General features: G+C 70.3%; 14 protein-coding genes. 9 read left to right on the top strand and 5 right to left on the bottom strand.

What is annotated here, in order from left to right; all coding sequences use genetic code 11:
- Window positions 1–4: 4 nt before the first annotated feature.
- Together ACZ31C_RS27710 and ACZ31C_RS27715 are read right to left on the bottom strand one after the other, a co-directional pair.
- Entirely contained in the window at window positions 5–682 is a 678-nt protein-coding gene (locus ACZ31C_RS27710; protein ID WP_465797769.1) for a hypothetical protein, read from the bottom strand.
- 264 nt (window positions 683–946) lie between these two features.
- On the bottom strand, window positions 947–1,429 hold the full coding sequence (locus ACZ31C_RS27715) for a MarR family winged helix-turn-helix transcriptional regulator (protein WP_396750273.1): 483 nt from the start codon (window positions 1,427–1,429) through the stop codon (window positions 947–949).
- 145 nt (window positions 1,430–1,574) lie between these two features.
- Here ACZ31C_RS27715 and ACZ31C_RS27720 point away from each other — a divergent pair, with 145 nt between their 5' ends.
- From ACZ31C_RS27720 to ACZ31C_RS27740, 5 genes are read left to right on the top strand one after another with little or no spacing between them, the layout of a single operon-like run.
- Entirely contained in the window at window positions 1,575–2,645 is a 1,071-nt protein-coding gene (locus ACZ31C_RS27720; RefSeq protein WP_465797770.1) for an ABC transporter substrate-binding protein, read from the top strand.
- 3 nt (window positions 2,646–2,648) lie between these two features.
- Window positions 2,649–3,413 (top strand): ABC transporter permease, encoded by a 765-nt coding sequence (locus ACZ31C_RS27725; protein WP_465797771.1) that lies wholly within the window; start codon window positions 2,649–2,651, stop codon window positions 3,411–3,413.
- 11 nt (window positions 3,414–3,424) lie between these two features.
- Window positions 3,425–4,180, top strand: a complete 756-nt coding sequence (locus ACZ31C_RS27730; RefSeq protein WP_465797772.1) for an ABC transporter permease — start codon at window positions 3,425–3,427, stop codon at window positions 4,178–4,180.
- Between the two features lies 1 nt (window position 4,181).
- A complete protein-coding gene (locus ACZ31C_RS27735) occupies window positions 4,182–4,997 on the top strand; it encodes an ABC transporter ATP-binding protein (RefSeq protein WP_465797773.1) in 816 nt (271 codons plus the stop codon).
- Entirely contained in the window at window positions 4,994–7,465 is a 2,472-nt protein-coding gene (locus ACZ31C_RS27740) for an aldehyde dehydrogenase family protein (RefSeq protein ID WP_465797774.1), read from the top strand. Before ACZ31C_RS27735 ends, ACZ31C_RS27740 begins: the two co-directional genes overlap by 4 nt.
- 7 nt (window positions 7,466–7,472) lie before the next feature.
- Here ACZ31C_RS27740 and ACZ31C_RS27745 read toward each other — a convergent pair whose 3' ends face one another.
- Complete coding sequence (locus ACZ31C_RS27745) at window positions 7,473–7,598, bottom strand: hypothetical protein (protein ID WP_465797775.1); 126 nt, start codon at window positions 7,596–7,598, stop codon at window positions 7,473–7,475.
- 79 nt (window positions 7,599–7,677) lie between these two features.
- Here ACZ31C_RS27745 and ACZ31C_RS27750 point away from each other — a divergent pair, with 79 nt between their 5' ends.
- Entirely contained in the window at window positions 7,678–8,073 is a 396-nt protein-coding gene (locus ACZ31C_RS27750) for a DUF4260 family protein (protein WP_465797776.1), read from the top strand.
- A gap of 271 nt (window positions 8,074–8,344) precedes the next feature.
- Here ACZ31C_RS27750 and ACZ31C_RS27755 read toward each other — a convergent pair whose 3' ends face one another.
- Window positions 8,345–8,965 carry a TetR/AcrR family transcriptional regulator gene (locus tag ACZ31C_RS27755; RefSeq protein WP_465797777.1) on the bottom strand — a complete coding sequence of 207 codons (621 nt, stop codon included), beginning with the start codon at window positions 8,963–8,965 and terminating at the stop codon, window positions 8,345–8,347.
- 183 nt (window positions 8,966–9,148) lie between these two features.
- Here ACZ31C_RS27755 and ACZ31C_RS27760 point away from each other — a divergent pair, with 183 nt between their 5' ends.
- The 3 genes from ACZ31C_RS27760 to ACZ31C_RS27770 all read left to right on the top strand — a co-directional run bounded on the left by ACZ31C_RS27760 (window position 9,149) and on the right by ACZ31C_RS27770 (window position 11,185).
- Window positions 9,149–10,048: an SDR family NAD(P)-dependent oxidoreductase gene (locus ACZ31C_RS27760; protein ID WP_465797778.1), complete on the top strand. Its 900-nt coding sequence runs from the start codon at window positions 9,149–9,151 to the stop codon at window positions 10,046–10,048.
- Between the two features lie 237 nt (window positions 10,049–10,285).
- The gene (locus ACZ31C_RS27765) at window positions 10,286–10,942 is read left to right on the top strand and encodes a hemerythrin domain-containing protein (RefSeq protein WP_465797779.1); all 657 of its coding nucleotides are present in this window, start codon (window positions 10,286–10,288) and stop codon (window positions 10,940–10,942) included.
- A gap of 72 nt (window positions 10,943–11,014) precedes the next feature.
- Window positions 11,015–11,185 carry a hypothetical protein gene (locus tag ACZ31C_RS27770; RefSeq protein WP_350698235.1) on the top strand — a complete coding sequence of 57 codons (171 nt, stop codon included), beginning with the start codon at window positions 11,015–11,017 and terminating at the stop codon, window positions 11,183–11,185.
- Between the two features lie 165 nt (window positions 11,186–11,350).
- On the opposite strand, the gene ACZ31C_RS27775 is transcribed toward ACZ31C_RS27770, so the two are convergent.
- Window positions 11,351–11,638 (bottom strand): hypothetical protein, encoded by a 288-nt coding sequence (locus tag ACZ31C_RS27775; protein WP_465797780.1) that lies wholly within the window; start codon window positions 11,636–11,638, stop codon window positions 11,351–11,353.
- Between the last annotated feature and the right edge of the window lie 484 nt (window positions 11,639–12,122).

Consider the following 12,122-nt stretch of genomic DNA (forward strand, 5'->3'; position numbering starts at 1 on the left):
AACGTCACGAGGCCGCTGCAGCCTCTCGGTCCGGCGTCCAGGCGAGGATGTCCAGCAGGCGTACGTCCGTCAGGCGTTCTGCTGCCTCGGCGACCAGCGGATCGTCGTGGTCGCGGGCGGCGCCCCGTAGCGCTGCGAGGCCATCGGTGGCTCGTAGCAGATCAGTGCGGTATGCCGCCCAGTACGCCCGCTGCGGTGGTGCCTGCCGGCCTGCTTGCTGCAACTCGCGGGCTGCCGCCTCGGCAGCCCGCCGGTACCGCCGTAGCAGCGCGCTGTCGAGGATGATGAACAGGCCAGGCCGCACCAGATGCAGCGCCTTGCGCACCTTCGCGTGCCCGAGCCCTGGCGGCCGATCCTGAAAGAAGTGCTGGTACAACCGGAGCGCACCGTCGTAGTAGCCGTTGTCGGCCATCGGGTCGGCGTCGCGGAGGTGAGCGTCGAGCGGAACCTCGCCCCAGGGTGCGGTCTCGCTCAACCGGAGCAGGTGGTGCTCCTGCTCTCGACTGATCCTGCTGCCCATGTACGGCGCGCGGGTTACCTTGATGAGCGCTGGCGTCAACACCGGGTACGCGCCGGCCAGCCAGTCGTAGGCGCGAACCGTGCGGGCATGCTGCTTGCAGTAGTCGACGAAGACGCCAAGCGGGTCGGACACCGGTCGACCGGCGACTTCGATCGGGACCACTGTGGCACCTGCTTCCTGATCGCTTGGCGGAATCCCTGCGGGTGTCAGCTTGCTTGCCTCCGACGAACACTGACAACCTCCGGGCGGCCACCGAGAAGAGCGCTCGGGTGACGACAGCCACCCGAGCGGTTCGTCACGTGTCGGGTGTTGGTCCTGAGTTGGCTCCGGCAGTCACCGAGGACAGAATGCCGCCGGAACTCCACGTTCGACGGTGACATCCGTTCGTGAGTGCTACGCCGTCGATGTCCCCAGCGCAGACGTACGTCAGGACGATTCGTCCGGCGGGGGAGTCCAGGAGGGCATGCTGCGGATGACGGCGTCGAGCAGTACACGGAGTCGCTGGTAGTCCTCGTCGCCGAGCGAATCGCGGATGTGGTTGTCCAGGTGCAGCATGATCCGGTCGGCTCTGGCCGTCTCGCGGCGCCCGCTGTCGGTGAGGTGCAACTCCTGGATGTTGGCGTGGCGCGGGTGGGGGCGACGTTCGATCAGGCCGCGTTCGACGAGTTTCACGACCAGCGGGGTGATCGCCTGCGGTGTCACCCCGACCAGGCGGGCGAGTTCGGCACCGGTCAGACCGGGGGCCACTCCCAGGTTGGCCAGGACGGCGTAGAGCGAGCCTGACACGCCGACCTTGCGCAGCGGCGGCTCTTTGGCGGCGAGCACGGCGAGGTCGGCCCGGCGCAGTGTCGACGCGACGCGGCCGAGCATCTCCTCGCGATCGAAGGTCACTGCCGTTTCGTCGGTCACGGTCACGGAGCTTACCGCATCTTGATCTGAATTCAGCACTTGCGTCATATCAAGGTCTTGATACTGTCGTCATGCGGGTCGATGTCGTCGATTCCGCCGACGATCCATCCACTCAAGCGACTGAGCACGGAAGGGGATCAAGGCCATGCACGGGACACAGGGGCGGCACCCGCCACACCGCAGAGCCGGCCGGAGACTGACGGCCACGAGCCTGGCCCTCGGCCTGCTCGCCGCCGCAGGCGCCTGCGGCACCGACGGCGAACCGGCCGAGACCACCGGATCGGGCCTGACCCGACTCGTCATCGACTTCAGCCCGACCGCCAACAACGCCCAGCTCTCGCTCGGCGTCGACCAGGGGATCTTCGAACGACACGGCTTCGAGATCGACCAGGTACCAGGCTCCGGAGCCAGCGCCAACAGCGTCGCGCTGCTCCTGAACGGACAGATCCACCTGGCCGTCAGCGAGATCACCGCCGTGCCGGCCGCCGTCGCCGCCGGCTTTCCGGTGGAGATCGTCACCTCGCTGGTCACCGACTACGAGTCGCCGGAGGGTGACGCCTTCTCCCTGATCGTGCCGGAACACAGCGACATCCGGTCGTTCGCGGACCTGACCGGCCGGACCGTCGCCGTCAACGGTCTGGAGAGCTTCTTCGACCTGACCCTCCTCGAAGCGGTACGCCAGGCAGGCGGCGACCCCGACGCGGTCCGGATCCTCGCCGTGCCGTTCGAGGACCAGGTCGCCGCGCTGCGGCAGGGCCGCGTCGACGCGATCAGCACCCTGGAACCGTTCGCCGGTCAACTGCTGACCGGTGGTGGGTTCCGTTCCCTCGGCAACCCCGCCACCAGCGCGCTCGGCCCGCGCAGCGTACCGAGCATCCTGATGGGCTCCCAGCGGTTCGTGGACCGCAATCCGGACGTCATGCGACGCTTCCTCCAGGCGTGGAACGAGGCGACCGCGTACGCCAACGACAACCCGGACGCGGTCCGGGCGACGATCGTACGGACCACCGGCGCGCCCACCGAGGCAGTGGCGCGACTACCGCTGCCCTGGTACGTCAGCGGGATCGACCGACGCTCGGCGGAACTTGTCGCCCGGCTGATGGTCGACTACGACCGGATCGACACGGCACCGGCGCTGGACGAGTTCACCTGGTCGGAATCACCGGACGCGCACGACCTCGACACGCCCCCGCGCGGGCTCCGGATCTCGGAGTAGCCGATGAGACCCACCCCGCTGCTACCCGTACTCACCACGGCGGCGCTGCTCGGCACCTGGCAGGCGGCGGCCGGCATCGGCGTACTCCCGGCCGAGGTCCCGCCGGCCTCCGCGATCGCCACCTGGCTCTGGGCCAACATCGGCACCGCCGTCCTCTGGACGGCCGTGTCACAGACCCTGGCGCACTGGGCCGCCGCGCTGGTCATCGGCGTCACGCTCGGCGCGCTCGTCGGGGCCGCCATGGCGAGCGTCCCGGTGGTCAACGAGCTTCTGCTCGGCGTGGTCGAGTTCCTCCGCCCGATCCCGGTCGTGGTCTATCTGCCCGTCATGTTGCTGCTGCTCGGCGCCAGGCCGGTGGTGGTGGTCGTGCTCGCGGCGGTGGCGGCCCTGTGGCCGATGCTGCTCCAGACGCTCTACGGCGTGCGGGACGTCGACCCGGTCACCACCGACACGGCACGGGTGTTCGGACTGACCACACCGCAGCGACTGCTCTGGGTGACGACCCCGAGCATGCTGCCGTACCTCTTCACCGGCCTGCGGATCGCCTCGACGATCACGCTGCTGGTGGCGATCGCGATGGAACTCATCGGCGCCGTACCCGGCCTCGGCAACACCCTGGCCACCTACGCGGGCAACGGCCGCTACGACGCGACGTACGGCGTCATCGTCATCGCCGGCCTGCTCGGCGTCGGCCTCAACGCCGTCTTCGAGCGGCTGGAACGGCGGGCACTGCGCTGGCACTCCGCCTACCGGACGCAGCAGGCATGAGGAGGCCGAACGTGAAGAGAACCGGCCTCCGGCTGCTCGTACCCGTGCTGCTCGTCCTGCTCTGGTGGACGACCTCGACGGCAAGCACCTCACCCTTCTACCCGCCGCTGCCCGACGTCCTGGCCGCCTTCGCCGAGTCATGGCTGTTCACACGACTTGGCTCGGACCTGGTTCCCAGCGTCACCCGGCTCCTCGCCGGCCTGCTGATCGCGACCGTCGTCGGTATCGCCGTCGGCACCGCACTCGGCCGCCACCGACTGCTCCGGAACGCCCTGAACCCGGCGGTGCAGTTCGGCCGATCGCTACCCGGCACCGCACTGATCCCGATCAGCGTCGTCCTCTTCGGCATCGGTGACGCCTCGAAGATCCTGGTCATCGCGTTCGTCTGCCTGTTCCCGGTGCTGTTGAACACGGCCGACGCGGTCCGCGGCACAGACCCGCACCTGCAGGACGTGGCCCGCTCGTACCGGCTCACCCCCGTGCAGCGACTGGCCTTCGTCCTGCTGCCGGCGGCGGCACCACAGATCTTCGCCGGCATCCGCACGGCGCTGGGGATCGCCTTCATCATGATGGTGGTCACCGAGCTGTACGCCGCGACCAACGGTGTCGGTTTCGTCACCCTCAGCGCCCGCAACTCCTTCGACGTACCGCAGATGTGGGCCGGCACCGTGCTGCTCGGCCTGCTCGGGGTGGCACTGAGCGCCCTCTTCCTCGTCCTGCAACGACGCGTCCTGCGCTGGCACATCGGCATGACGGAAAGGAACTGACATGCTCTCGGTCACGAACCTGGGCAAGACGTACGGCTCCGGTGCACATGCCGTCGAGGCGATCCGCGACCTGACCCTGACGGTCGACAAGGGAGAGTTCGTCTGCATCGTCGGGCCGTCCGGCGCCGGCAAGACGACCATGCTGAAGTGCCTCTGCGGCCTCCTGAAGCCGTCGTCGGGCACGGTCACCCTCGACGGCGTGCCGGTCACCGGTCCACCGAAGGAGATCGCCTCCGTCTTCCAGGACTACAGCCGGTCGCTGATGCCCTGGTTCACCGTGCGACGCAACGTCGGTCTGCCGCTGCGCAACCGGTACCGGTCGACGGCCGACCGCGCCGAACGGGTCGCCACGGCGCTGGACGCGGTGGGCCTGAGCGGGTTCGGCGACCGCTACCCGTGGCAGCTCTCCGGTGGCATGCAGCAGCGCGTGGCGATCGCCCGGGGCCTCGCGTACGCACCGGAGATCCTGCTGTTGGACGAGCCGTTCGCCTCGGTGGACGCCCAGACCCGCGCGGACCTCGAAGACCTGATCCTGCGGGTACGCGACGACACCGGCGTCACCATGCTGCTCGTCACGCACGACATCGACGAGGCGGTCTACCTGTCGGATCGGGTGGTGGTGATGTCCGCACGCCCGAGCGTCGTACTCGACACGGTGCAGGTCGACCTTCCCCGCCCACGGGACCAGGTGTCCACCAAGCGCCTGCCCCGATTCGCGGAGCTGCGCGCACACGTACTGACGCTGATCCGGCGTACCGCCCTCGACGGCTCGACGCCGCCGCCGGACCGACACTCGACGATCGGGGAACGACGATGACCACGCAGACCACGCAGACCACGCAGAGCACCGCGACCCGGGACGGCGACCCGGACACCACCGGCGACGAGGTGATCACCTTCGACCAGAGCACCGGCGACGAACTGGCCCGCTACCGGGCGGCCGGTCCCGAGCAGGTCGGCGCGGCCGTCCAGGTCGCACGGACCGCCGCCGGACCGTGGTGGGACCTCGGCTTCGACGGACGGGCGGTACGACTACGTGCCTGGCGCCGGGAGATCGCCCGGGGCGGGGAGGACCTGGCGGCGCTGATCCACGCGGAGAACGGCAAGTCCCTGGAAGACGGCCGGGCAGAGGTGCTCTCCGTCCTCGGGCACCTGACCTTCGCACTCGACAACGTCGAACGGGTCCTCGGCCGCCGCGAGATCCCCGCGCCGGCCGCGATGCCCCACCAGCGGGCGTGGGTGGAACACCTCCCGTACGGCGTGGTCGGCGTGATCGGGCCGTGGAACTTCCCGCTCGGCACCCCGGGAGCGATCGTCATCCACGCCCTGGCCGCCGGCAACGCCGTCATCCTCAAGCCCAGCCCGGTCACCACCGGAGTAGGCGTCTGGCTGGCCCGATCCTGGCGGCGGGCCGTACCCGACCTGCCCGGCGCCTTCCAAGCCGTGGTCGGCTTCGCCGCCACCGGCCGACACCTCACCACCGGCGTGGACAAGGTCGCGTTCACCGGCAGCGTCCGCTCGGGCCGGGCCGTGGCCGCGGACTGCGCCACGCGCCTGACCCCGGCACTGCTGGAACTCGGCGGCAACGACGCCGTCGTGGTGGCACAGGACGCCGACCTGGACTCCGCCGCCGCCCACATCACCTGGGGTGCGCTGCAGAACGCCGGCCTCGGCTGCATCAGCCTCGAGGTGGCCTACGTCGTGGACGCCGTGCACGACACCCTGGTGGAGAAGATCGCCGCCCACGCCGGGCGGGTGCACGCCGGCAGCGGTGACGACGACCTGATCGGCCCGGTCCCCCTACCGGCGCAGATCCCGGTCATCCGCCACCACGTCGCCGACGCCCTCCGACGGGGCGCCACCGCCGTGGTCGGCCCCCCGGCCGACGGAGGCACCGACGACCGGTACGTCCAACCCACGATCCTCGTCGACGTCCCGCCGGACGCCCTGGCCGCCACCGAGGAGACCTTCGGGCCGGTGCTGGCGATCGTCCGGGTCCGCGACACCGAGGAGGCGATCACCCGGATCAACGCCAGCCCGTACGGCCTGGGCAGCGCCGTGTTCAGCCGCGACCGGGGCGAGGACATCGCCCGTCGCCTGCGCGTCGGCATGACCAGCGTCAACGACGCGCTCGCCTTCTCCCAGAACGCCGGACTGCCGTTCGGCGGGCGCGGACACAGCGGCCACGGCCGCAAGCACGGCGACGAAGGACTCCTCGAATTCGTCTACCCACACGCCATCACCGTCCACACCGGCCCCACCCCGACACCCACCACCACCTTCGCGCGTCCACCCGGCGCCATGGCCAGAGCCCTCGCCGCCGCGCGTGACCGGCTCGACGCGGACGACCAGACGGAGAGGACTGACACCATGAGCGACCAGATGTCACACCTGCTGGACCGGATCGCGGCCGGATTCAGCCACCCACCCCGCTCACCGGTGCTGCACTCACCGCGCGAGGTCGGGCTCGACTTCGAGGACGTCACCTTCCCGTCCCACGACGGGGTGCCGCTGGAAGGCTGGTTCCTGCCCGCGCCCGGCTCGACCAAGCTGGTCATCGCGAACCACCCGATGGGCTTCACCCGCGCCGGCCTGCCCACCCACCTGGAACCCTGGCACTCGGCCTGGGCAGCCAGCGGCAACGGTTTCGAGGTCGACTTCAACCCCGACTACCGCATCCTGCACGATGCCGGCTACCACGTCCTCGCCTACGACCTGCGTAACCACGGCCTCAGCGGCGCCGCCAACGGCGGCATCAGCTCAAGCGGCCTCTTCGAGGCCCGCGACGTCGTCGGCGCACTCACCTACGCCCGCCACCGCCCGGACACCCGCGACGCGACCATCGGCCTGTTCAGTCGATGCCTCGGCGCCAGCTCCACCTTCGCCGCCATGACCCAGTTCCCCCAGGCGTTCGAGGGCGTACGCTGCCTCGTCGCGCCCCAGCCGGTGACCGCCCGCGTCATCATGGAACGCCGACTGGCGCTGCTCGACGCGGCGGAACGCCTCAACGACCTGGAACAGCTCATCATCCGGCACACCGGCATCGACTTCGCCCGTCGCAGCCCCCAGGAGTGGGCCCGCCACGTGCGCGTCCCCACCTTCCTCTACCAGGTACGCGACGACATCCTCACCGACCCCGACGACGTCCAGACCATGTACGACAACATCCCCGTCACCGACAAGAAGCTGCACTGGATCGACGGGACGACCGCACGCTGGGACGGCTACCTGGAGTTCCAGCGCCGCCCCGAACCCATGCTCGACTGGTTCGCGACGTACCTGTAGAGCGTGTTCAGCCGTCCATGCCGCTGACTGCCGCCTGCACCCACATGATCGAGGCTGCGGCGATGGCCAGGAAGGTGAGCGCCGACAGTCCCGACGCGGCAGCGAGGCTCAGGTGCTGAGTAGGCGACGGCATCGGCGAGGGCTACCCACGCTCGGCTCGATTCGGCGAAGCTGAGGTCCACCGATTCCTTCGACCGACATCGAGGTGGGAGATGCCGTACCTGAACCCGGTCGCGATGCAGCGCATCGAGGCCGTTGTCGTCGCGGCCCTCGCGGTCGTGGTGACCGTCGCCGTGGGGTACCCGTGGTGGTCGCTGCTCGCGCTCTTCCTCGTCTTCGACCTGTCCATGCTCGGCTACCTGCGCGGGCCGCGTCTCGGTGCCACCTGCTACAACCTGGCCCACTCCTACGCCGTACCGGCGGCGCTGGGGGCGGTGGCCGTGGTGGCGGCCGGGTCCGGCGATCGGATCGACTGGCTCGGCATCCTGGCCGTGGCGTGGATGTTCCACATCGCCGTCGACCGTGCCCTCGGTTACGGGCTCAAGAACACCGAGGGATTCGAACACACCCACCTCGGTCCGGTCGGCAGGGCCCGGCGGGCCGGTTGAACCGTCGGCTCCGCAGCGGCGCTGCACGGCCCCCAGGCCCTGCTGGGCGACACCGCGCCCCCCGGCGAACTCGCCACCCGCATGCACTCGGCATGGACCCGCTTCGCGACCACCGGCGACCCCGGCTGGCCGCGTTACCCCGAAGTCCACTCATTCGGACCTGCAGGCTGACATCGGCGTTGCCGGGTGTGCTGCCGAGCTCGAAGCGGGACACCGTCGGAGGACTCGCCGCCCGGTGGCGGGCACAAACCAGCGACCCGGCCGCCGTCACTCAGGGCGACACCGGTGGACGCAGGCCGTCGAAAGTCACCGACAGTACGAGCCTCTCTATCGCGGGATCCTGGCTCGCGTACCCGATCGCGTGGGCGGCACCGGCTATCAGGGCGATGAGCGTTCGCACGTCGATGTCGACGCGGACTCTTGCAGCCTGCTGGGCACGACCGAGCAGCTCACCGATCGACTGCTGGAGGTCGCGGATGGCCTCGGCCACGGTGCCCTCGTAGGCGTGCAGGTTCACGCCTGCGTCGGCCAGGGCGTCCGCGAACGTGTGTTTGATGGTCGACTGGCGTACCGCCTCGGTCAGGAACGCGAAGAACGCCGCACCGGGGTCGGCCGCCCCGGCCAGCGACCGGGCCTGCTCGGCGAGGGCATCCAAGCGGCCGACGAACACCGCCTCGACCAGAGCCTCCTTGGTCGGGAAGTGCCGGAAGAGCGTACCGATCGCGACCTCGGCCCGCTGGGCGATCTCCTCGGTCGACGCGGTCGGACCCTTCACGGCGAAGACCGCGTCGGCGGCGTCGAGGATGCGGGTCCGATTGCGCTGCGCGTCGGCGCGTAACGGCCGGCTGCCCTGCACGTCTCTGCCGCTGGCCGCAGGGGCACCTGGGCTCACTGCGGTCGCTCCTTTCCACCGACTGGCCTCCTGTGTCGACCACAGGATACTGCCGCGCCGGACGGCTCCGTTGACAAGGTGAGTGATCACTCATAATATCCGAACCGGAGTCGAGACTCACTTTATTTGCCTCGTCGCCGCACGTTCCCCGGCCCGTCCGACCACCCGACTGGAGCAGCACACATGAAGACCGTTCTGATGACCGGAGGCACGGCCGGTCTCGGCGCGTACGCCCTGGGGCAGTTGACGAAGTCCCCCGGCACCAGGCTGTTGCTCGGCGCGCGGGGCGCCGGGCCGGCGGGCGTCGAGACGTACCCGCTGGACCTGGCCCGGCTCGACAGCGTCCGTTCCTTCGCGGCCGCGGTGCGGGACCGGCTCGGGTCGGCGGAGGTCGACGCGCTCGTGCTCAACGCGGGTGTCAGCCTGACCTCCGGCGACCAGCGCACGGCGGACGGCTTCGAAACAACCTTCGCCGTCAACCACCTCGCGCACTACCTCCTGCTACGGCTACTGCTGCCCCAGCTCGCACCGGGTGCCGTTGTCACGTTGACCACCAGCGGCACGCACGACCCGGCTATCAGGACCATGCTGAGCAGCACCCCACCCCGCCACGCCGACGCGCGGCTGCTGGCCAACCCCGAACGGGATCCGCAACGCGACGAGGAGGCGAGGGCGGCGGGGGCACGGGCCTACGCCTCGTCCAAGCTCTGCAACATCCTCACCGTCCGGGGGCTCGCCGCCCAGCCGGAGGCGTCACGGCTGCGGATCGTCGCGTTCGACCCGGGTCCGACGCCGGGTACGAGCCTCCTGCGCAACACTCCGCTCCCGGTCCGCCTCATCTGGCGAATGTTCGGCACCCCGTTGCGGGCACTGATGCCCCGATTCAACAGCGTCCCGGCCGCCGGGGGCGCGCTGGCCGACATCGCCTCGGGGCGTACGGTGCCGCCCGCCGGCGCCTACTACGCACGGCTCGTGCGAGGGCAGCTCACCTGGCCGTCCCCCTCCGAGCTGGCCCGCCGCGACGACGTGCGGGATCGCCTGTGGCGGGACAGCGCCGAACTGGTCGGGCTACCGGTCACCTAGGACGTGTCCGGCGCACGCCGCGCCACCCGACGTCCGGCCCGTCAGCACGAGGATGGTCGAGAGCCATGATCGGAGTAACGCCGGATTCGGGGTCGGTCGGCGTGGCGAGCGCCGTCGGTGGGTACACCCGTGCCCGTACGCGGCCGGACGATATGTCAGGCCACGTACGGGTTTCAGTGGGAGTCGGTCCACATCGGTGAGACCCGCCCTCCCTCGGATCGAGCGGAAAGAAGGACCATGGCCGACAGCCGTGACATGTACGTCGTGCACAGCCTCTTCAGGCGCGAGTTCCCGGCCGCTGCGGCCCTGGTCCGGACAGTACCCGCGGATGACGCTCCGGCTGCCGCCCGCGTCGCCGACCACGTGCTGCTGCTCACCGGCGCGTTGCACACGCATCACAGCGGTGAGGACGAGCATGTCTGGCCGAAGTTGCGGCAACGTGGCCCGGACGAGATCGCGCCGCTGGTCGAGACCATGGAGACTCAGCACGAGAGCCTGCACGCGGCGCTGGCCGACGTGGAGGACCGGGCGACCGTGTGGCGCCGCACCGCCAGCGTGGCCGATCGGGAAGCGCTCGCCGCAGCCGTCGAGGCGTTGATCGCGCCGATGTCGGCACACCTGGACGCCGAGGAGGCCCACGTGCTGCCGTTGATCGACAAATACCTGACCGACGAGGAGTGGGCCGAGGCGGGTAAGCACGGGATGGCCTCGGCGCAGAAGAGCCAACTGCCGATGATCTTCGGGATGCTGCTGCACGACGCCCGGCCCGAACACACCGAGAGTCTCAAGGCGGTGGTCCCGGCGCCGGTCTGGTTCGTGCTCTCCCGCCTGGGACCCGTGGCCTACGGCAGGTACGTCCGGCGACTGGGCCTGGACCGGGTGAGCGCAGCCTGATCGCGCGGGGCGGCCGCCCCCTGGCCTGCGGTGTGAGAGGCGGCGACGCCGGTCGTGGCGGATAATTGCCCGATGACAAATCCTGACCTCGATCCGGACGTCTATCCGCCCCTCGACCCTCGTGAGCCCGTGCCGGACGACGTCGGCGAGCTTCTTCCCGACACGCCCGGCGAGCTGCCCGAGGCGCCGGTCGAGCCGTCGCCCGACGACGGTGATCCGGGAGGCGTACCCGAGCCGGCATGACAACGGTCGCGGGCGGAGCCGATCAACACTCCCGGCGGCTACACCGTCGTCGGCGAGTCCACCGCCTGACCGGCAGGTGTCGCCCGGTCCGTCATCGCGGACCGGGCGACACTGTCATGCGTGCTGGTTCCTCGACGGTTCGGCGAGGGGGCGACGACGCGGGGCTCAGTCCTGCCAGACGTTCAGGGCCCAGGCGAGGACGTACCAGACGCAGACGTACTCCCGGCCGGAGGCGACCCCGGCGATGTGACAGGTGATCGGATCGGGGAAGACACCCTGGAGCAGCCAGGCACCCGCCGCGGCCTGCGTGACCGGCGCGGCGCTCACCGCCGTGTTGACGGCGGAAACGGGGGCGGCCTGGGCGGCCCCGGCCGTCGTACCCAGGCCGGTGGCCACCAGGGTGACCGCCAGGGCCGTCGTCGCCAGTCGCTGCCGCAATGATCTTTTGCGCATCGGGTTCTCCTCCCACGCGCCCGGGGCCGGATGTCCGGCCGAGGGCGTCCTTCGATGATCGATGCGTTCATGCTGCGCCGAGAACGGGCTCTGGTCGTCGGCCCACGATCTGACCTGCCGCGTACACCAGGCGGGTGATGCCGGCCTCCCGCGTCCCCCGGCAGGTGGACCCGCGCCGGTCCGAAGCCTGCGATCGAGGCGTTTCGCAAGGGCTCGCCGCCCGCCGGCGGCGGGCATCCAGGCCGGTGCCCGAGCCTGAAGCGCGAAGGTGCGGCGGCAGTGTGTGGGCACGACGGCGAAGGGAGGCCGACACTCATGCGGTCGGCGAAGCGTCGGGCAGGGCGGCCACGGGGGGAGCCGCCCTGCCCGACGACCCAACACGGTAGACCGCGCCATCCACACCGGACAAGCCGGAAGGCGCCACGGACGGGATGGGCTGATTTCGATGGCTCGTCCCGGATTCTTCATGGCGATGCTCACACCC

The sequence above is a fragment of the Micromonospora sp. NPDC023869 genome (assembly GCF_055559695.1).